The organism is Rhodoferax sp. GW822-FHT04A08 (genome assembly GCF_058801025.1).
This window is the reverse complement of record NZ_JBXAMW010000026.1, coordinates 1-19,825: the sequence shown is the minus strand read 5'-3', so window position 1 is coordinate 19,825 and position 19,825 is coordinate 1. Positions and strand designations below refer to the sequence as shown.

Annotated in this window: 23 protein-coding genes; 7 read left to right on the top strand and 16 right to left on the bottom strand. The window is 60.0% G+C overall.

Annotated elements, in window-relative coordinates:
* Positions 1–30 precede the first annotated feature (30 nt).
* Both AC1RMF_RS25225 and AC1RMF_RS25220 read left to right on the top strand, forming a co-directional pair.
* Complete coding sequence (locus AC1RMF_RS25225) at positions 31–1,191, top strand: HD domain-containing phosphohydrolase (protein ID WP_342618232.1); 1,161 nt, start codon at positions 31–33, stop codon at positions 1,189–1,191.
* A gap of 195 nt (positions 1,192–1,386) precedes the next feature.
* Positions 1,387–4,683: a hybrid sensor histidine kinase/response regulator gene (locus AC1RMF_RS25220; protein WP_493145209.1), complete on the top strand. Its 3,297-nt coding sequence runs from the start codon at positions 1,387–1,389 to the stop codon at positions 4,681–4,683.
* Here AC1RMF_RS25220 and AC1RMF_RS25215 read toward each other — a convergent pair.
* From AC1RMF_RS25215 to AC1RMF_RS25200, 4 genes are read right to left on the bottom strand one after another with little or no spacing between them, the layout of a single operon-like run.
* Positions 4,680–5,282, bottom strand: coding sequence for a thioredoxin fold domain-containing protein (locus tag AC1RMF_RS25215; protein WP_342618230.1), 603 nt, complete (start codon positions 5,280–5,282; stop codon positions 4,680–4,682). The genes AC1RMF_RS25220 and AC1RMF_RS25215 overlap by 4 nt on opposite strands.
* 29 nt (positions 5,283–5,311) lie before the next feature.
* On the bottom strand, positions 5,312–5,575 hold the full coding sequence (locus tag AC1RMF_RS25210; protein WP_493145208.1) for an RcnB family protein: 264 nt from the start codon (positions 5,573–5,575) through the stop codon (positions 5,312–5,314).
* 16 nt (positions 5,576–5,591) lie between these two features.
* Positions 5,592–6,218 carry a DUF938 domain-containing protein gene (locus AC1RMF_RS25205; RefSeq protein ID WP_493145206.1) on the bottom strand — a complete coding sequence of 209 codons (627 nt, stop codon included), beginning with the start codon at positions 6,216–6,218 and terminating at the stop codon, positions 5,592–5,594.
* Between the two features lie 29 nt (positions 6,219–6,247).
* Positions 6,248–6,601, bottom strand: coding sequence for a DUF6172 family protein (locus AC1RMF_RS25200; RefSeq protein WP_493145205.1), 354 nt, complete (start codon positions 6,599–6,601; stop codon positions 6,248–6,250).
* On the opposite strand from AC1RMF_RS25200, the gene AC1RMF_RS25195 reads away from it, so the two are divergent.
* Positions 6,587–7,192: a 3'-5' exonuclease gene (locus AC1RMF_RS25195; protein WP_493145203.1), complete on the top strand. Its 606-nt coding sequence runs from the start codon at positions 6,587–6,589 to the stop codon at positions 7,190–7,192. The two genes, AC1RMF_RS25200 and AC1RMF_RS25195, sit on opposite strands and share 15 nt — an antisense overlap.
* Before the next feature lie 10 nt (positions 7,193–7,202).
* Positions 7,203–8,045 carry a CE1 family esterase gene (locus AC1RMF_RS25190; protein ID WP_493145202.1) on the top strand — a complete coding sequence of 281 codons (843 nt, stop codon included), beginning with the start codon at positions 7,203–7,205 and terminating at the stop codon, positions 8,043–8,045.
* A 1-nt stretch (position 8,046) separates the two neighbouring features.
* Here the strand turns inward: AC1RMF_RS25190 and AC1RMF_RS25185 are convergent, their stop codons facing one another.
* Both AC1RMF_RS25185 and trxC read right to left on the bottom strand, forming a co-directional pair.
* Positions 8,047–9,111 carry an alkene reductase gene (locus tag AC1RMF_RS25185; RefSeq protein WP_493145200.1) on the bottom strand — a complete coding sequence of 355 codons (1,065 nt, stop codon included), beginning with the start codon at positions 9,109–9,111 and terminating at the stop codon, positions 8,047–8,049.
* Positions 9,112–9,236: 125 nt separating this feature from the next.
* On the bottom strand, positions 9,237–9,677 hold the full coding sequence (gene trxC, locus AC1RMF_RS25180; protein ID WP_493145198.1) for a thioredoxin TrxC: 441 nt from the start codon (positions 9,675–9,677) through the stop codon (positions 9,237–9,239).
* A gap of 102 nt (positions 9,678–9,779) precedes the next feature.
* Here trxC and AC1RMF_RS25175 point away from each other — a divergent pair, with 102 nt between their 5' ends.
* On the top strand, positions 9,780–10,700 hold the full coding sequence (locus tag AC1RMF_RS25175; protein WP_493145197.1) for a M14 family metallopeptidase: 921 nt from the start codon (positions 9,780–9,782) through the stop codon (positions 10,698–10,700).
* Positions 10,701–10,725: 25 nt separating this feature from the next.
* Here AC1RMF_RS25175 and AC1RMF_RS25170 read toward each other — a convergent pair whose 3' ends face one another.
* The 3 genes from AC1RMF_RS25170 to AC1RMF_RS25160 all read right to left on the bottom strand — a co-directional run bounded on the left by AC1RMF_RS25170 (position 10,726) and on the right by AC1RMF_RS25160 (position 14,196).
* Entirely contained in the window at positions 10,726–12,498 is a 1,773-nt protein-coding gene (locus tag AC1RMF_RS25170) for a phospholipase D-like domain-containing protein (protein ID WP_493145196.1), read from the bottom strand.
* A 93-nt stretch (positions 12,499–12,591) separates the two neighbouring features.
* On the bottom strand, positions 12,592–13,245 hold the full coding sequence (udk, locus tag AC1RMF_RS25165; protein ID WP_493145194.1) for a uridine kinase: 654 nt from the start codon (positions 13,243–13,245) through the stop codon (positions 12,592–12,594).
* Between the two features lie 36 nt (positions 13,246–13,281).
* On the bottom strand, positions 13,282–14,196 hold the full coding sequence (locus tag AC1RMF_RS25160; RefSeq protein ID WP_493145192.1) for a LysR family transcriptional regulator: 915 nt from the start codon (positions 14,194–14,196) through the stop codon (positions 13,282–13,284).
* A 120-nt stretch (positions 14,197–14,316) separates the two neighbouring features.
* Between AC1RMF_RS25160 and AC1RMF_RS25155 the strand changes: the two genes are divergently transcribed.
* Entirely contained in the window at positions 14,317–15,744 is a 1,428-nt protein-coding gene (locus AC1RMF_RS25155) for an aldehyde dehydrogenase family protein (protein WP_493145191.1), read from the top strand.
* 67 nt (positions 15,745–15,811) lie between these two features.
* On the opposite strand, the gene AC1RMF_RS25150 is transcribed toward AC1RMF_RS25155, so the two are convergent.
* The 6 genes from AC1RMF_RS25150 to AC1RMF_RS25125 are packed head-to-tail and all read right to left on the bottom strand — an operon-like array spanning position 15,812 to position 18,062.
* Positions 15,812–16,180, bottom strand: a complete 369-nt coding sequence (locus AC1RMF_RS25150; protein WP_493145189.1) for a HEPN domain-containing protein — start codon at positions 16,178–16,180, stop codon at positions 15,812–15,814.
* A 14-nt stretch (positions 16,181–16,194) separates the two neighbouring features.
* Complete coding sequence (locus AC1RMF_RS25145) at positions 16,195–16,542, bottom strand: nucleotidyltransferase domain-containing protein (protein WP_493145188.1); 348 nt, start codon at positions 16,540–16,542, stop codon at positions 16,195–16,197.
* 37 nt (positions 16,543–16,579) lie between these two features.
* Positions 16,580–16,804 (bottom strand): DUF924 family protein, encoded by a 225-nt coding sequence (locus tag AC1RMF_RS25140; protein ID WP_493145187.1) that lies wholly within the window; start codon positions 16,802–16,804, stop codon positions 16,580–16,582.
* Between the two features lie 46 nt (positions 16,805–16,850).
* A complete protein-coding gene (locus AC1RMF_RS25135) occupies positions 16,851–17,198 on the bottom strand; it encodes a HepT-like ribonuclease domain-containing protein (protein WP_493145186.1) in 348 nt (115 codons plus the stop codon).
* The gene (locus tag AC1RMF_RS25130; protein WP_342618214.1) at positions 17,195–17,485 is read right to left on the bottom strand and encodes a nucleotidyltransferase family protein; all 291 of its coding nucleotides are present in this window, start codon (positions 17,483–17,485) and stop codon (positions 17,195–17,197) included. Before AC1RMF_RS25130 ends, AC1RMF_RS25135 begins: the two co-directional genes overlap by 4 nt.
* 37 nt (positions 17,486–17,522) lie before the next feature.
* A complete protein-coding gene (locus tag AC1RMF_RS25125) occupies positions 17,523–18,062 on the bottom strand; it encodes a DUF924 family protein (protein ID WP_493145183.1) in 540 nt (179 codons plus the stop codon).
* Positions 18,063–18,123: 61 nt separating this feature from the next.
* Here AC1RMF_RS25125 and AC1RMF_RS25120 point away from each other — a divergent pair, with 61 nt between their 5' ends.
* Entirely contained in the window at positions 18,124–19,248 is a 1,125-nt protein-coding gene (locus AC1RMF_RS25120; RefSeq protein WP_493145182.1) for a hypothetical protein, read from the top strand.
* A gap of 345 nt (positions 19,249–19,593) precedes the next feature.
* On the opposite strand, the gene AC1RMF_RS25115 is transcribed toward AC1RMF_RS25120, so the two are convergent.
* Positions 19,594–19,825: IS30 family transposase (locus AC1RMF_RS25115; protein ID WP_493145180.1), on the bottom strand; the 232-nt coding region annotated here is incomplete at its 5' end.

Below are 19,825 nucleotides of genomic sequence, written 5' to 3'. Positions count from 1 at the left end.
AGTTACCCAACGCACGCACAAGGGGAAATCATGACTATTTCGTTCGGTTCAATTCACCGCATCCAGGGGGTGCCGGATATAGACCTGAGTGACTCGCGCATTCTGATTGTGGATGACGAGCCAATCAACGTGCGCCTGATGACCAAGGTGCTTGAGCAGGCGGGATTTACCCAGGTGCGGGGTACCAGTGATCCAAGGGAAGGCTTGGCCATCTATCGTGAAACGCCGCAAGACTTGGTGGTGCTGGACCTGCGCATGCCGGGTCTGAGTGGGATGCAAGTATTGGCCGAGCTGAAGAAGCTCGAATCCGGAGGCTATGTCCCGGTATTGGTGATGACTGCGGAAGATGACCCTGCCGTGCGTCTGGAAGCGCTGCGGGCCGGGGCCCGTGACTTTGTGGGCAAGCCGTTTGATGCGCACGAAGTGCTCAGCCGTATCTACAACCAGCTGGAAGTGCGCTACCTCTACAACCGATTGATCGTCCAAAACGCGACGCTGGAGGCGTCCGTGCAGGCGCGTACGCAGGAATTGACCGATGCGCGTTTGGAGGAGGTGCGTCGGCTGGTGCGAACCGCTGAATTTCGGGATAACGAAACCGGTCTGCATCTGGTGCGCATGAGCAAAATCTCTGCGGCACTGGCGCATCAGTGCGGTCTACCGCCGGCTATTTGTGAAGACATTCTGAATGCCAGTCCCATGCACGACATTGGCAAGATCGGCGTCCCCGACGGTATTCTGCTCAAACCGGGTCCGCTCGATGCGGCAGAGTGGGAGACCATGTGCATGCATCCCATCATCGGGGCAGAGATATTGAGTGGCCACGATTCCAGTCTGCTGCGCATGGCGCATGACATTGCACTTTGCCACCATGAGAAGTGGGACGGAAGTGGCTATCCACATGGGCTTGCAGAGACTGACATTCCCCTGGCTGCGCGCATTGTTGCGGTAGCCGACGTCTTTGACGCACTGACTTCCAAGCGTCCGTACAAAGCCGCCTGGCCCGTGTCTCGCGCGTTGGCGGAAATGGATCGCATGGCCGGCGCACACCTGGACCCGGCGCTGGTGGTCTGCTTGCACGAAATACAGACAGAAGTGGAGACCATTTTGGTGGCCAATGCGGAGCCAGATGGAGTAAGTCGCCTGCAGCGCATCCAATCGGAGACATTGCTGGGCACCAATCGGTTTAGGTGATATACCTGACGGTGTGGATACTTGCCGCACGTTTCAACCATGTCTTTGAGCAGTCATACCTCGCGCGCCGAGCCTGTTAGGCCTTCTGCAGCGATGGGGGCGGCAACGTTGTGCGTTGCGCTTGTTGGTGTGGCACTCTCCAGTCTTTTGTACTTGATACCTCAAGGGGACGCCCTGTTCGCGCACGGCATTGCCTTGCCTCACTTGCCTGTGGACTGTGCGGTGGCGTTTCTCCTGTGCGGTGTGGCTTTGTTGCTGTTGCAGTGGCGCAAGGGGCGTCGGCCGGGTTTTTCTCTTGTGGCCGTAGCCTGGACACTATCGGTTGCCCGACTGGCCCAACTGGGCCTGTTTCCAGATTCAGCAATGAACCTATGGCTCTTGGAGCATGCGGGTGGTCTGCCACCCCTGCGTATGCCAGTGAATGCCATCGCCATGTCAGTCTTCTGGCTTTGGACGTCCGGGTTGCTGGTCAGTCAGGCGCAAATGCAATCGGTCTTGTATCCTGCGAAGCGCCAGATCGTCGGACTGGCTTGGTGCACCTATCTGGTGATGGTATTGCTTGCGTCTGTGGCATATCTTGCGCTGGGGTTGCGGCGGGGACTTTCCAACTTCATTGCGCCGGATTTTTGGTGGATGCTGGCCGGGTACATGGCAATGACCTGGGCCTTGAGCCTTGTGGGCTGGTGGAAATTCCCAGTCCACTGGCGCAAACCCACACTCAGAAGTTGGGCCCAGGGGGCGCTTGCCTTGCAGCTCTCGCTTACCTTGATAGGGTGGGCCGCATTGACCTATCGCGAGAGCGAGCAGCTGGTGCGCAAGCTCGATTCGCAGGCCAGTTGGTTACAGAAGATTTTTCTGGAAGTGACCAATGACCACACCGGCTCGTTGGAGCGCATGGCCTTGCGCTGGGAAGCCAGCGGCGGCACCCCGTTATTATTGTGGTCGCTTGACGCCAAAGCACATCTGGAGAGCAACTCCGACTTTCAGGCATTGGCCTATTTTGACAAGGCCGGTCGGCTGGCGCGGTTTGTACCGCGGGCAAACAATGCCCTGGTAAAAGACTTTGACCTGCGTGCAGACACTTTTCCTCGTCCTGATGCTGCACGCTCGCCAGTTTTCACCGAACAAGTCTCGCTGGAGGTGGCTGAACAGAATTTTCTGCTGATTCGTGCCTTGACAGTGCAAGGGCGCTTTGACGGCTGGCTGGCCCTGGTCTTTCGCACGGAAGGTTTCTTTTCGGAGCTGTCCAAGCCAGTGGACGACTTCAGCTACTGCCTTGAAGTGCTTGACGCTGGCAAGGTGGTCTATCGCAATAACTTGAGTCCCAGCGAGGCCGATGCTCGATACGCCCATGAGTTTGAGATTCCCAATGGGAACGGGTTTTGGCAGATTCGACTGACACCAAGCCAGATCGCTGTAGACAGCCTGCGCTCCGACTCCGCCTTGGTCCTGCTGATTGGAGGGTGTCTGACCACTCTGATGATGGCAATGGCATTCTGGTTTCTCCAGCGGGATGCGACCAGCCGCAATGCACTGCTGAAGGCACATCGGTCGCTGGACGAACTGGGTCGTGAGGCACACAAGCTGGCATTGGTGGCTTTGCATTCACGCAACCCAACGGTCATTACCGATGCGGCGGGCCGGATCGAGTGGGTCAATCAGGCCTTCAGTGACAGAGTCGGCATCAGCACTGAGCATGCGTCAGGCATGGACTATTGCGAAGTCTTGAAGGCACGTGTGGTTGATCCGGCAGATGCCGTACCCATCGTGAATGCCTTCCGGTCCGGTACCAGTGTTGTTGCCGACAGATTGCTGCATTTATCCAATGGGGTTGATGCCTGGGTGCAAGCAGAGGTGTCGCCCATTCGTGACGGTGCGGGACAGCTATGCCAGTTCTTTGTCATCACCCGGGATGTCACCGAGATCAAGCGCGTGCAGAATGAATTGGACTCCAGCCGCCGACTGTTGCGGAGCTTGGTTGATGTGATTCCCGACATGGTGGGCTACTGGAGCCGGGACCTGCGGTGTGGCTTTGCCAACGCTAGGTATCTCGAGTGGTTCGGCCGTACACCCGAAGAGATGCAAGGCATCTCCATGCAGGAACTGTTTGGCGAAGAGCTGTTCCGCAAGAACCAGCCTTTTATCGATGCCGCGCTGCGCGGAGAACGTCAGGACTTTGAGCGCACACTGGTCAAGGCAGATGGCAGTACGGGCTACACCTGGGCGCATTATCTTCCCGATATGCAGAATGGCGAAGTGCGCGGTTTTTTCGTGGCGGTGAACGACATCACCGATGTCAAGCTCACGCAGCTGCAGCTGCAGACACTCAACGTGGAATTGAACCATCGCACTCAGGAAGCAGAAACTGCAAACCGCGCCAAGAGCGAGTTTCTCTCCAGCATGAGCCATGAGTTGCGCACGCCCATGAATGCCATGCTGGGCTTTGCACAGCTGATTGCCATGGATGCGCAACTGGCGCCGCACCACAAGGAAAACGTGAGCGAAGTGCTGCGCGCTGGCAAGCATCTGCTGAGCCTGATCAACGACTTGCTGAGCCTGAGCAAGATCGAAGCTGGACACACGGAGTTGCAGCACACCACCATTGAGGCGACAGAACTGGTGGAGGAGTGTCTTGCGCTGGTGCGCCCCATGACCGTTGACAATGACACGCGTCTGATGTCTGACGTGGCACCTTTGGTGTTCACCAGCGACCGGCGCTTGCTCAAACAAGTTCTGATCAACCTGCTGACCAATGCCATCAAGTACAACCGGCCGCATGGACAGGTGCGGGTGACCGTGCAGCCCAGCTCCGCTGGCGTGCATTTCGTGGTCAGCGATACGGGCCTTGGCATTGCCAGGCATCGCCAAGCTGAGCTGTTTCAATCGTTCAATCGCTTGGGGGCGGAGACCGGTGATGTTGAAGGCCACGGCATTGGCCTGGTCGTCTGTCAACGCCTTGTGCAGGTGCTGGGGGGCACCATCCGTGCCGTCAGTGAGGAGGGTGTAGGAAGCAGTTTCAGCGTGACCTTGCCGATGCAGTGGCCCGGAGCCACCAGCATGTCAGTTGCAACAACCGATACGCCTTCTGGTTTTCAATTTGCGCCGGCAGTGGTGCTCAGCATTGAGGACAGTCCGGCCAATCGCCGACTGGTCAAGGGAATATTTGCTGAATACGAGGCACTGGAATTGATCGAGGCCACTTCAGGAGAGGCAGGTCTGGAGGTGGCACGCCTGCGCCTCCCGGACCTGATCCCGCTGGACATTCAATTGCCGGGTATTGATGGTTTGGAGGTACTGCGACAGTTGCGCTCCAATCCTGAATCAAGACATATCCCGGTCATTGCCATCAGCGCCCACATCAAAGGTGAATACGCCGGGCAGCTGGAAGAAGCAGGTTTTGATGCGCACATCAGCAAACCCTTTGAAGTCCATGAACTGATGGCGATGGTGAACCGCCTGTTGCAGAAGGACCGGACCGTCAGCGAAGGCTAGTTCAGCCCCAGGAACTGCGCCAGGGCCGCAGTTTCCATGGCGCCCGCATTGGTCACCACCTGGCCGGTGGTGGCATTCTTGGCGACGATGTAAGGCACCGACTCCACGCCCATGGCGTTGAACATGTCGGTGTTCTTCTTGATGGCTGCGGCGATGTCATCGGGAATGCTGGAGGAGGCCGATGTACCGCCGGTGCCGGCCAGTATGGACGCCTCATGCGTATTCATGGCTTCCACCGGGTTGGCGGCAGTCAGCAGTGCCGCTCCCTGGGGCGCGCTCTTGGCATTGATGAACGACACCGGCATCCAGACGAACTTCACCTTCTTCAGCAATGGCTGGGACTGCTCCCACAGATGGCCGCAGTGCGGGCACTGCGGATCGAACATCACATACACCGTGTTGTTGCTCATCACCAAGCCAGCTACAAAGCCTTTGCCGTCCTTGGCCAGCAGATCGTAGGCATCGGCGGGCTTGACGCTGCCGGCTACTGGTTTTTCTTCCTGCGGTGAACAGGCTTGCAAACCCAGGGCCAGGGCACCGACAAAGGGCAGGGAGGCTGCGCGCAGCATGGCGCGGCGGGGGAGTGTGTTCAGAGTCATTCCAAAAGTATACGGGGCAAGGCTTGGCCCTAGTGATTGAGGATGATATTGACGATCACGCCGGTCGCAATGGCAACCAACACATAGTCCGCACCCACCTGCACCCAGCGCTGGCCGGGAGGAGGGCGGCGCAGATGGTGCTCGCGGTAATCGACCTCATACGCACGGCTGCGGTTTTCGTAAGGGATGTAACCGCCACGGTGGAACGCCGGTCCGCGTGCGTTGTACTCGTCGCGCCGTTCATTGAAGCGTCCCTCACGCGTGTCAAAGCGTGGTGACCCAATGGCAAACAAATGTAGCTGCAGCCCGCTAGAGGCGGCGCCCCCACACCAGCAGCAGGTTGTTGGCTGGCATGGCAAAGCGCTGCAACAGATGGAGCCCGGCCTGGGCGGCTTGTGACTCCACATCTTCCCGACGGCGTAGTCCCCAGGCAGGGTTTTGCGCACGTAGGCTCAGATCAAAGTCGCGGTTGCCCTGCGACGTGGGTACATCGTCTTCCAGATACGGGCCATAGGTGATCAGCAAACCACCCGGTGCCAGATGCAGGGCACTGCCTTGCATCAGCGCTGCACACGTGGCCCATGGGGAAATGTGCAGCATGTTGGCGCAGTAGATGGCATCAAACTGCTGCGGCGCGGTCCCGGTATCTTCCAGCCAGGGCTGGTTCAGTACATCAAGCAGCCGCGCCGGCCGCACATTGTCCAGGTAGCTCAGGGCCACGTAGGCCGCAATGCTGCGCAGCGCATCGGCATGGGTATCGGTAGGCTGCCAGGTCCATTGCGGCAGATGCTGGGCAAACCAGGTCACATGCTGGCCCGTGCCAGAAGCAATTTCCAGCGCATGTCCCTGCGCAGGCAGCACCCGCTGCAACACTTCCAGAATGGGCTGCCTGTTGCGTTCGGCAGCCGGGCTGAAGGCGGGCGATGGAGTGGTCATGCGGCTCGGAGGTGCGACGATGCCGGGGCTTACTCGTCCAGCGCTTCAGACTTGTCGCGCAACCTGCGGTGCCCCGGCTTGGCCAGGATTTCCACGTAGAACTGCGTGCCCTGGCTTTTGACCAGTGCGTCAATCAGGGGTGTGAGCTCGGCAATGTGGGCCACTGTGGCGGTGTCGGCCGATGGGCCAAACTTGCAGTCAAAGTCCCAGAAGTCTGCGCCTTCGGGCAGGGCGCGGCGGCGTTCGCGCTTGATGTATTTGCGGATTTCGTGCTTGGTGGCTTCGAGCAGACGGTCCGGGTTTTTGCCCTCGACGGCGAGGGGGAATGTTTTTTCATGGGATTTCCTTAAGCAGCGATGATACGGGCCATGAACACGCGCCACGCCACCCCCGACAAAGAAGCCATTGCGCTATTGCCACCTTTTGAACGCCTGGGGCTGGATCGCATCACCCTGGTCACCAACGGTGAGCAGGCGCGAGAAGCCTTTGCGCAGCTCACCAAAGCCCCTGCATGGGGCTTTGATACCGAGTCCAAACCCACCTTCAAAGTGGGCGAAGTGTCCGACGGCCCGCACATCCTGCAGCTGGCAACCGCCGAGCGTGCCTGGGTCTTTCAGTTGCACGAGCCGCAGTGCCGCGCCATCAGCGCCGAGCTGCTGGCATTGCCGGGTGTGGCCAAGGCAGGCTTTGGTCTGGGTGATGACCGCAAGCGCATCATCCACAAGCTGGGTGTGGAGCCACGGGGCATTCTGGAGCTCAACCACGTATTCAAGGAGCGTGGCTACCGCAAGGACATGGGCGTCAAGGGCGCTGTGGCCGTGCTGTTCAACCAGCGCTTCATGAAGTCCAAAAAGGCCGCCACCAGCAACTGGGCCAATGCCCGGCTGACCGAATCCCAACTGGTTTATGCTGCCAACGACGCCTATGCCGCCATACGCGTGTACCACGCACTGGGGCTGACCCACACTGCCTGAAGGAGTGACCATGAAACCCGCATTGCAACCCGCAAGGACATGGCGTGCCGCACTCTGCACCGCACTGTCGCTTGCCGCCCTTTGCGCCCATGCAGCGCAATCCACCGAGACCTACGGCGGGCGCAGCGCCGTCATTTACACCCCGGCAAAACTACCCGCTGCCGGACAGCGAGCACTCGTGGTGGTGCTGCACGGCGGTTTGGGCAATGCACAGCGTATTGCCGATGGCCGTTCCGAGAGCGCACTCAATATCGATGCCGCGGCGGACGAGGCCGGCTTTGTGGTCGCCTATCTGAGCGGCACGCCGGTGGCGCGCATGCTCAGCGCCGAGCGCCTGGGCTGGAACGCGGGGGACTGCTGCGGCCAACCCGCGGAGAACCATGTGGACGATGTGGCCTACATCCAGTCCACCGCGCTGGCCATTGCCGAGCGCTACGGAGTGGACCGCAACCGCATCTATGGCCTGGGCCACTCCAACGGCGCCATGATGACCCAGCGCATGGTGTGCGAAACCACTCTGTATGCTTCTGCCGTCTCCATCTCGGGCACTTTGGAAAACGGTGCCAGCACCTGTCCCGCGGCCCGTGGCAAGACGCTTCTGGCCCTGCACGGACGCGAAGACCAGAACGTGCCCATCAACGGTGGCAAGGGCAGCAAGGGCATTTCACGTGTGGCCTATGCCTCGCAGGCTTCCACTGCCCAAGTCTGGAAAAACAGCGGCGCGGTCTACACCCTGCAAATCATTGAAGGGGCAGACCACGCCGTAGACGCCATCGATGCGCAGATCCGCAAGGCCGAAGGGCAGACCCTCGGTCAGAAGGTCGCCCGTTTTTTCGGTTTGCTTGCGCGCTGACTCAGGCTGCCTTGAGCGCCGGGTAATCGGTATAACCCTTGGCGCCTGGGGTGTAGAAGGTGTTGGAGTCAGGAGCGTTCAGGTCCGCCTTGGCCTTGATGCGCGCTGGCAGGTCGGGGTTGGCCAGGAAGGCCGTGCCAAACGCCACGGCATCGAGCTTGCCCGCGGCGATGGCGGCTTCGGCTTCATCGGCGCTGTAGCCCATATTGCCAACCAGCACGCCCTTGTACTTCTCGCGTGCAACGCTCATCACATCGGCCTTTTGCACACCAAAGAAGTCAGCCCGCATCACATGCAGATAGGCCAGCTTGAAGGCATTGAGCTTGTCCGCCAGGAAACCGATCAAGGCCAACGGGTCGCTGTCCTTCATGCTGTTGTAGCTGTTGAGCGGCGACAGGCGCAGGCCCACGCGGTCGGAGCCGATGGCGGCGGTAACGGCAGTCAGCACTTCAAACAGGAAACGTGCGCGGTTTTCCAGGGAGCCACCGTAGGCATCGGTACGCTGGTTGGGTGTATCGCGCAGGAACTGGTCGATCAGGTAGCCATTGGCGCCGTGCACTTCCACACCGTCAAAGCCGGCTGCAATGGCATTGCGCGCACCTTGTGCAAACGCTGCCACGATGGCGGGAATTTCTTCTGCGGTCAGTGTGTGGGGCACGGCATGCGGCACCATGCCGTTGGGTGTGCGGATATCGCCTTCAATGGCGGTGGCACTGCTGGACACAATCGGTGCGCCATCGGCGGCACCGGGATAGGCTGCGCGGCCCGGGTGCCAGATCTGCATGAAGATGCGTCCGCCCTTGGCGTGCACCGCTTCAGTCACTTGCTTCCACGCAGCAACTTGCGCTTCGTTGTAGATGCCGGGTTCGTTGATGAAGGCAGATGTGCCCGGGGACACCATGGTGCACTCGGTAATCAGCAGGCCGCCGGTGGCGCGCTGGCTGTAGTACTCGGCCATCAGGGCATTGGGCATGTGGCCCGCGTCTGCGCGGGTGCGTGTGAGCGGGGCCAGCAGGATGCGGTTGGGAATGGAGAGGGCGCCGACTTGCAGGGGATTGAATAGCATGGTGATTCAGACTCGGGTTGGTGAAAGGGAATGGGGTGGAAGGTAACAGCCGATGAGAATTTGCTCGTCGGCAAGGTTATTCCAATTTGGTTTAGGCGTTTGCTTCGCAGTCTTGCCGTAACCGATCAGCGCGGCAGATGCTGCTGCACCCAGCGCACGATGTCGCTGGTGCCCATGGCACCGGCCTGGCGGGCCACTTCGCGTCCGCCCACAAACAGGGCCAGCGTGGGAATGCTGCGGATCTGGTAGCGCGCGCCCAGTATCTGGTGCGCCTCGGTATCGATCTTGGCCACGCGGATGCGCGGCTCCAGCTGGGCCGCAGCCTGCACATAGGCCGGCGCCATCTGGCGGCACGGCCCGCACCAGGGCGCCCAGAAGTCCACGAGCAAAGGAATCTGGTTGCGCTGCAGGTGCTTGTCAAAGGACGCTACATCCAGATCCACCGGCTTGCCGGTAAACAGGGGCTTTTTGCATTGCCCGCAATCAGGCGCGCTGCCGAGCTGCTCGGCGCGTACGCGGTTGGTGGTATGGCAATGGGGGCAGACGATGTGCAATGGCTCGGTCATTGCACCCAGGTGGTGGCGGGGTGGGAAATTGCAAGGGTGTGCCATTGCCCACAACGATAATGCCCGGTCCCCGGCACACTTTTCTCCTGCACAAGACTATCCATGACCACTTCCCACTTCTACCCCATAGGCACACCCGGCCAGCCCTGGGGCCCTGACGAGCTGACCCAGTGGCGCGCGCGCCAGGTGCGCCAGCGCAGCTATGCGGACGACGTGCTGCAGGCGGTTGAGGCCTTGCGCGGGCGCTTTGATGTGCAGGCCTATGGCGAGGTGGTGTATGGCGAGGAGCGCTTTCCCTTGCATGCTATTCGCACCCGCAACTGGCAGCCGCACCTGCCTACGGTGCTGGTCACCGGCGGCGTGCACGGCTATGAGACCAGCGGTGTGCATGGTGCGCTGCGTTTTGTGGATGCGCATGCGGCGGACTTCGCCAGCCGCGTGAACCTGCTGGTGGCGCCCTGCGTCAGCCCCTGGGCCTACGAGCGCATCCAGCGCTGGAACTTTGACGCGGTGGACCCCAACCGCTCATTCCGTGAAGGCAGCCCGGCGCAGGAGTCCGCCGCCTTGCTGCGCCTCATCGCTCCCTTGCGCGGCCAGTTTGCCGCCCATATCGACCTGCACGAAACCACCGACACCGACGAGTCCGAGTACCGCCCGGCCGTGGCCGCACGCGACGGCAAGCCCTTTGAGCCCGCTACCATCCCCGACGGCTTCTACTTGGTGGACGACGCGCAGAACCCGCAGCCCGCGTTCCAGCAGGCCATCATCGCAGCGGTGGAGCGCGTCACGCACATTGCGCCAGCCGATGCGCAAGGCGGCATCATCGGCACGCCGCTGGAGGCGCATGGCGTCATCCAGTACGAGCTGCAGGCGCTGGGCCTGTGCACCTGCATCACCGGGGCACGCTACACCACCACCACCGAGGTCTACCCCGACAGCCCGCGCGCTACGCCAGAGCAATGCATTGCCGCGCAGGTGGCGGCGGTGTGTGCCGCGTTGGAGTTTGTCATTGCAGACGCCTAGAGGCGTTGCCGTGAGTCGCTAGCGGTTACGAGCCAAGAAAGAAGAATCCGTCACGCGAAGCATCGCTGGCCCCGTCAAAGTACTTGTCTTGCCAGGTGTCTTTTTCGCTCAGGTCGCCCCAGGCCTGGTCCAGCTTGTTGTCGTGCTGCAGTTGCGACAGTTTGTAGCGCCATGAGAAGTGGTTGGTCACGTCCAGCACGTGGGCTGCATAGGCTTGGGCCAGCCGTTGGTGGTCGCGCACGATGACCAGGTTTTCATCGTTCTGGTAACTCGCCTTGAAGCCCAGGTTGTGGCTGCCGGTGACCACCACGCAGTCGGGGCTGAACGGGTCTATGACGATGATCTTGTCGTGGATCACGGCGTGGCCCAGCTTGTACATCTCCTTTTCCCAGTAGCCGAAGTCGTCCGGTATGCCACCCACGCCCGACACCAGCACGTCCGGTGCCACGGTGGCGCTGCGCTTGGTGATGAAGGTGGCAAACTGCCCCAGCGGTGCCGGGTCGGTCACGGCGCCGCGCACATAAAAGGGCTTGCCATCGTTCTCCATCTGCACCGCCTTGTCATGCACCTGTTCAATGAAGCTCGGCGCGCCCGCGTTGAATGCCAGAAACAGAACCCCGTGTTGCGCACCCTGGATCAGCGCAAACACTTCGGCAAGGTCGGGCGGTGTCTGGTTGGCGTTCTTGGTTTTTGCCGCCGTGTTGGGCGAGAACCAGACATGCACTTCGCCTTGTGACAGGGATGCATCCACCGAGCCGCCGCCACACCAGGCACGCAAGTCCTTGCCTTGTGCCGGCTGCAGGCTGGCGTCGTACACCAGCCAGTCCCAGTAGTCCTTGTAGCCTTGCGCCACGGTGCTGTTGCGGATGATCAGCGCGTTGTTGGTCTGCGAGCACAGGCCGGTGGACGTCCAGTTGGTGCTGCCGGTCAACACTTCCTGCGGCCCCTTGTCACTGGACCACACCACAAACTTGTTGTGGCCAATGGAGCTGGAGGGCACAAAGCGGTCTGTCACGTTCACGCCCGCGTCGTGCAACGCTTTGCGGGTGTCAGCGTTGGTGCCATCCTGCACCTTGCGCGTGTGCTTGACGCCTTGATCGTCCTTGTATTCTTCCGTGGTGTCTGCGTTGGAAAGACACAGGGCCAGGCGATCCTTGGCGGCCAGTGTCTTGATGGCCTCTATCAGTTGCCCGTCCGTCAACTCGTAGAGCGCCAGATTGCAAAAGCCGCCCTTGGTCTTTGCCTTGGTCAACAGCGACAGCACCCCCTTGTCCAGCACATCGCCACTGAGCAATTTGCGAACGGGGCTATTGGGTTTTGCAATCTCGCCCTTCAGTGCGTCCGTGATGTTTCCGTAAGTGCCGTCCGCAACCATTGCATGGATCTGCCGCGTCACTTCCTGGGTGGAGATCAGCCCCACGTTGAAGTACGCCGCCACGTCGCCATAGTCTCCGCCGATAGTTACCTGGTTGGACTCCAGGGCAATGGTGGGGTGCGCAACCAGCGCATGCACGTCCGGGCCCATCATGGGCACCACGCGATAGCTGTAGGTCCCTGGCGCGGCAAACACATCCTTCCACTGGAAGCTCTGCACCGGCCACTCGTCAGTGGTCTTGCGCTGGCGTGGCTGGCCGGGTACGCCGGGCTCGAAACCCACAAAGGCCGGCAACGCGGTGCTGCTGCCATCGGCAGCTATGCGGTGCACCGTAAAACCCAGGCAGCCGGGAATCTTTTGCTTGAGTTGCCAGAAGATATAGGCAATGTCATTGTTGGCTAATGCCAGGCACGCGTCAGACATGGTTTCCTCCCTTTGTTGTATCCCCTTATTGATAGGCAAAGGTTGGAGAAATTACATAGGTGAAAGCCCCTGCGATTTAGCTGCGACTTGTCATCACCCTGCCACATTGCCTGGAGACAGATCGCGAATCAGCGACACCACCTTGGTGGTGATGATGTCCACCGCAGGCCCGTTGGCGCCGTGCGGCAGGATCACATCGGCGTGGCGTTTGGTGGGCTCTATGAATTGCTTGTGCATGGGGCGCACGGTTTCCAGGTACTGGGCGATGACGTCCTCGGTGCTGCGGCCGCGCTCGGCAATGTCGCGCTGCAGGCGGCGGATGAAGCGCACGTCGGCAGCGGTGTCCACAAAAATCTTGAGCGACATCATTTTGCGCAGGTCGGCATGGAACAGCGCAAACAGGCCTTCGATCACGATCACCGGAGCGGGCTTGACGGTAATCGTCTTGACCGAACGGTTGTGTAGCGAGAAGTCGTACTCCGGCATCTCAATCGCTTCACCGCGACGCAGGGCCTGCACCTGCTGCATCATCAGCGGCCAGTCGAACGCGTCCGGGTGGTCGTAATTGGTTTTGCGCCGGACTTCCGGCGTCATGTGGGTCTGGTCGAGGTAGTAGTCGTCCTGCATCACCACCGCTGCCATCTCTGACCCGATGGAGGCCAGCACCTCGCGCGTGACCGTCGATTTGCCACTGCCGCTGCCCCCGGCAACGCCGATCACAAAAGGTTTGGTAGGGGAGTGGGGCATATGGTTCTTGTATGTCGGCTGGCGAAGGCTCCAATTTTACAAGCCGGGGTGTTGGCGCTGAGGTGCTGCCTCATGGATCAGGTCAACAAACGCGCGCAGCGCCGCTGGCATTTGCCGCCTGCTGGGGTAGTACAGGCAAATGCCGGGGTAACTCGGCGTCCACTCATCCAGAAGCGCAACCAGACGACCGCTGGCCAGATCGTCGGCCACATGGAACATGCCCATGTAGGCAATCCCCACGCCTGCGCGCGCGGCCTCCAGCATCAGCAAGGGCTCGTCCAGGGTGATGGGGCCCGGCGGGTCCAGCGTCAAGGTCTCGCCGTGGCGCGCGAATTCCCATCGGTAGATGTTGCCGCTGGAAAAACGCCAGCGCACGCAGCGGTGTGCCATCAAATCGCCAGGCACCTGGGGCGCGGGGTTGGATTTCAGATACTCCGGCGCGGCAACCACCACCATGCGCTGCTCGCCGCCAAAGGGCACGGCCACCATGTCGCGGGGCACCATCTCGGCCAGGCGAATGCCAGCGTCAAACCCCTCGGCCACGATGTCCACCAGCCGCCGCTCCGTCACGATGTCGACCTTCACCTCAGGGTAGCGCTGCAAGTACTTCAGAACGATGGGCCCAAAAATCAATTGAGCGGCACCCACAGACGTGTTGATTCGCAGGTTTCCGCTGGGCGTGTCCCGCTGCGCGTTGACGGCCTCCATCGCAGCGCCGATGTCTGCCACTGCGGGCGCAATGCGTGCGATGAACTGCTCGCCCGCCTCGGTAACGGACACGCTGCGTGTGGTGCGGTTGAACAGCCGCACGCCCAGCCTCGCTTCCAGCCCGGCCACCGTTGCGCTCAAGGCGGAGCGCGACATGCCCATGGTGGCTGCCGCCGCCCTGAAGCCGCCGTGTCTGGCCACCGCCAGCACCGCCTCCAGTTCCACAAGTCCGCTGCTGTTCATGTTTTATTGTCCTGAAATTCAACATGAATCATGATGATCTGGCCTGCTTCTCAAGTCAATGGCGGCGTCCTACATTCCAAACCAGCTTGTTTTTACCCAACAACCCACAGGACACCCATCATGCGAAACATCGACACCATCTACATCAACGGCGCCTTCGTGACCCCGCACGGGCACGAAACGGCTGAACTTATCAACCCCGCAACCGAGGCCGTCATCGGCCATGTCCGCCTGGGCGACCGCGAAGACACGCTGCGTGCCATTGCCGCGGCCAAGCAGGCCTGGCCGGCCTACGCACGCACCAGCAAGGCCGAGCGCATTGCGCTGCTCCATCGCCTGCACGACGCGGTGCTGGCCCGCGCGGACGACATCAACGCGGCCACCACGGAGGAATACGGCGGCCCCGTATCCCGCGCTGCCTGGGTGGGCGCCTATGCCGCCAAGTCCTTCCTGCTCGCGGCACGGACCTTGCTGGACTATCCACTCACCCGCCAAATCGGCAGCGCCCAAGTGGTGATGGAACCCGTGGGCGTGGCGGGCCTCATCACCCCCTGGAACTCCAACGCGGGGTTCATCTGCAACAAGCTGGCCACGGCACTCGCCGCTGGCTGCACTGTGGTCATCAAGCCCAGCGAGATGAGCGCCATCCAGACGCAGGTCGTTACCGAGGCCTTGCACAGCGCGGGGCTGCCACCAGGGCTGTTCAATATCGTCAACGGCCGGGGGGATGTGGTGGGTGCCGAGCTCAGCAGCCACCCCGACATCGCCAAGATCTCCTTCACCGGCAGCACGGCCGTGGGCAAGACCATCCAGCGCGCCGGGGCCGATACGCTCAAGCGCGTCACGCTGGAGCTGGGTGGCAAGTCACCCACGGTGATCCTGGACGATGCCGACTTTGCCACCGCCTTGCCGTTGGCCGTGACCGCAGGCTTTCAGAACAGCGGGCAAGCCTGCATTGCCGGCACACGCATTTTGGTGCCGGAGCATCGGCTGGATGAAGCCATCGCACTCGCCCGTGCGGCGGTCGAGGCCACCCAAGTGGGCGACCCCAAAGATCCCCAGACCCAGATTGGCCCCATGGTCAGCCGCAAACAGTGGGAGCGGGTGCAAGGCTACATCCGGGCCGGAGTCGCCGAAGGCGCTCAGCTGATCACCGGCGGCGAAGGCCTGCCGGCTGGTATCCATGCAGGCTTTTACGTGCGCCCCACGCTGTTTGCCCAAGTGCGCAACGACATGCGCATCGCCCGCGAAGAAATCTTTGGGCCGGTGCTCTGCATCATTGCCTACCGCAATGAGGAAGACGCCATTGCCATCGCCAACGACACCGACTATGGCCTTCAGGCCATCGTCCTATCGGGCAGCGAAGCACATGCTCGCGAAGTAGGCGCACAACTGCGCGCGGGCCGCGTTTTGATCAATGGGCTGCACCACGAGCCATTGGCACCATTCGGTGGGTTCAAGCAGTCGGGTATTGGGCGCGAGTTCGGAGCGTTCGGCCTGGAGGCCTACCTGGAACCCAAGTCGGTGATTGCGGCGCCGGGAGGTTGAGTGATCGGCTCCACTGCGCTGCAGAATGGAGTTGCAGTGCGGATGGCTGCCAAGGGGGGAACAGGCTTCAGTTGTCGCTTTGTAGCGCCCGTACTGCCTCAAGAAAATTCGTTGCCCGTTCCAAAGCCCAGGCCGCATTCACCAGAGTCACCGGTTCGCCTCGGTAGTCTGCAATCAGACGCAAGTCTTCGACCTTATTCAGTGATTTGCCATGCTCAATCGCAATCTTGCCGGGTTTGACCAGATGCAGGCTGAAGGCTGCAATCAGGCCGCTATGGGTTCGCGCAACTTCCGCAGGTACGGGCGCATTGATGGAAATCAGTGCGGCTCTGGCTGCATCAAACATTGCGTAATAAGCCCGATTGCAGGCTCCGTCCACATCACCGCTATCCAATAAAAGCTTGGCTGATGCCAGCGCGCGACCAGCTTTTGCCATCAACTCCTGCGGTGTCAAAGCGCGAACCCTTCACGGGCAATGTTCTCAAGCAAGCGTGGGTTGCTGTATTGCTCAGGATGAGCCCATTCATCTTCCCAAATGGGTAGCGGTTGAATGCGAATGCCAGAATCCAGCAACACGTCGTAGGCAACGTCGTCCATTGCCAGCTTGGTCGCCACAAAGTCACCAGGCAGGCCTTGCAACAGCACAGCCACATCGGTGTCACTGCCAACGTGAGCGCTCCCCCTGGCTTGGCTACCAAACAACATGGCGCCCTGAATCGGCCAAGCCAAGCCCACCCGGCGCACAAAGTCGCGGGCAGCGCCAAGAACTACAGGTGATTGAAGGGTTTGGGCAGACATGGGCCGGAGTTTAACGGAGCCTGCCTCACACAGAAACCTAGAACGAAGACCCCGGCCCGCTCAGAAACTCCAGCTCCTCGGGGCTGGAGCTGCGCCCCAGAATGGCGTTGCGGTGCGGGTAGCGGCCAAAGCGCTCGATGATGGACTTGTGCAGCAGCTCAAAGCGCAGGTTGTCTTCCATGCCCGGCTGCGAAAACAGCGCCACGGCCTCAGCGTGCACCAGCGCGGACTCGCTGTGCATGTAGGGCATGTAGGCAAACACGCGCTGCACCCTGGGGCAAGCTGCGGCCCTGCCGGAAGCTTGGCCATCAAAGCGATGGCAACGCCTCCAGCTGACTTTTCAAAGCAGGCAACGCCGATTGAACCGTATCCCAAACCACCTCAAGGTTGATTTCGAAGTAGCCATGGGCAATGCGGTTGCGCATGCCCCGCATGCTGCGCCAAGGAATGTGCTTGTGCTGCTCGGCAAAAGCTGGGTGCTGATCCATGATCTTGGTTGCAGCCTCTCCAAGAACAATGAGACTCATGACCACGGCTTGCTGGGTACGCTTGTCTTCCAGGAAATCCGCTAGAACCATGCCTTCGGTGAAAGACTGTGCATCTGCGATGGCCTGGCGCATGTGATCCAGATAGTCCGCCAACCTGCTCACAGTCATATGGGCTTGGCTTCTTGAAAGACGACGTCGCGGAATCTGACCGGGAGGTCTTTGAGCGTGAGCACGTCGACAGACACCCCCAACAACTCTTGCAGTTCGTCTTGCAAGCCGCCCAAATCCAGCAGTGTGGTGCCGGGCAGCGGGTCAACCAGCAAATCCAGATCACTGCCTTCATGATCATCGCCACGCATGGCAGAGCCAAACACCCGAGGATTTGCCACGCGATAGCGTGCCGCTGCAAGGCAAATTGCATCACGGTGTTGGGTGAGAGCTAGGGAAGGGCGCATGGGCCGGAGTTTAACGGAGCCTGCCTCACACAGAAACCTAGAACGAAGACCCCGGCCCGCTCAGAAACTCCAGCTCCTCCGCACTGGAGTTGCGCCCCAGAATGGCGTTGCGGTGCGGGTAGCGGCCAAAGCGCTCGATGATGGACTTGTGCAGCAGCTCAAAGCGCAGGTTGTCTTCCATGCCCGGCTGCGAAAACAGCGCCACTGCCTGCGCATGCACCAGCGTGGACTCGCTGTGCATGTAGGGCATGTAGGCAAACACGCGCTGCGCCACTGGCAAGCTGCGGTCCTGCCCACTGGCCACCAGCTCTTGCGCCAGCACCAGCGCCAGCGCGTCCTGCGCAAAGGCACGCGGCGTGTCGCGGTACACATTGCGCGAGAACTGGTCCAACACAATGATCTCCGCCAACCGCCCCTCGGGCGTGGCCCGCCAGCCAAACAGCTCACACCGCGCCGCAGCCTCCAGCGTGGTGCTAAAGCGGGTGCGGATGGCTTCGTCCAGCGCGGCGTCTTTGGTGAAGTGCTGCTTGGGGGTTAGCTCTTCGAACCAGAAGTGGAGGATGGGGTGGGGGTGCATGGTGGAAAGGATAGCTTCTATCGAAGTGCCGCCGCCTAGAATGAAAAAAGGAGGTGGCAATATGCCCAAAGTTTATGGCTTAAGAAACCCTGATGCGCCTGCAGTAGATACCTACTGGCCTAAAAGGGTGCGCAGGCTCTTTGAATCATTGAGAGAAATTCCTTGGCTGAGTCTGACTGCAGTCGGTACCTTGCTGGGTGTGTCGATTCTCTTCTGCTACTTTCAATCTATTGACCACTTTCCTTCAGATTTCTCGGCGCTTATTAGTCTCGGGGCAGCTACTGCGGTAGGTGCAGTCGGATTGACACTGCTGCTTGCTGTTGGTTTGTTTCTTCCCGCAGTTATATACAGAGACTATGTGCAAGACGATGCGGCTACCAACGCTGAAACGAAACGGCCTCTTAGTGAGGTCGAGTTAATTTGCCTGCAGCTTGGTGGTGTCGGCTTTACGTTTGCGCTGGTTGTCTATGCGCGGTACCGCGATTGTGGAAGTGAATCCATCGGCTACAGCCTCTTGGCTGCTGGTTGCTTGTTGTGCTGGTCGATAGTATGTTGGCGGATGGTGTTCAGCGATGGGACACACAGGCAGCGCATCAAGCGAATCTATGCGAGCGTTGGGATAGCGCTTTTTAGCGCAAGTCTATGCCTTGTGTTTCTACAGCTCATGCCGGTGCTTGCATCGGAGTCTTTGGACTCCGGCGTGATTTTATTGACGCTTTGGGCATTGGCCATCATCGCCAATGCTGCGGTTGCGAAAAGCCTGCACGTCGCAGGTCAAGTGGTTTTAGGATGTATTGTTGTTAGCTTCCTCTTTATGGTGTTGCCTGTCGTCAATGAGAGTGAGAACAGCTTCCCAAAAATGGTGGCTGCTCTTCTGGGTGTCCGGCAAGAGAAACCATTGGAACTTCGCGTTCCTGAAAAAACCTGTCGACTAATACGCAGCGCGATTGGTACTTCCTTTACCAATGCAGATCTCATATGCGTGACTGATAGCTGGGGAGTCGTGAAGGCGCAGATACTGTCCAACGTCGGAGACCAATGGATGATCGAGGTGCCCATAGCATCTGCTCTGGATTCAAGAAAACTTTCCAAGTTGCGATTGACTGTGCCCAAATCAGATATTCAAATCATCCGCCGAATTGAAGACAGGCCGCCGGGTGCAGATAGAGCGGTTTGCAAGCGCTGATGACAAGCGCTTTCTGCAGCGTGTCATCAAGCCGCGCAGGGACGGTTTCGTCCAACGCGGCATCTCTGGTAATGTGCTACTTGGTGGGATTACCGTGCTCTTCGAACCAAAAGTGGAGGATGGGGTGGAATGCATGAAGAGGGCGACCTGTCGGAACTCACGGTACGCACTTCACATCAATCAGGCGTCTTTTGAGCAGCTTTGCAATGGGGCCGTTTGAACCAGCGAGCATACTTTTTCGAGTCTTTGCGGCACACCCCTTCATCTTCGGATCATAAAAATCCAAGTCTTCAGTGAACAGAGCGCATGTGGTGCCTTTTACATCCACTGCACTTAACGGCGGATTCAACCGGTCGATGCAACAAGTTGGCTGAATCGACCAGCAGGTGTTTCGTAGTTTAGAGTTTTCCTGGGACGCTCGTTTAATTTTCTAGCGACTGCATTGAGCTGTGCCTGTGAGTAGTCCGAGATATTGACTCCTTTTGGAAAGTATTGCCGCAATAGGCCGTTCATATTCTCGTTGCTTCCTCGCTGCCAAGGGCTCTGGGGATCGCAGAAGTAGACGCCTATATCGGTA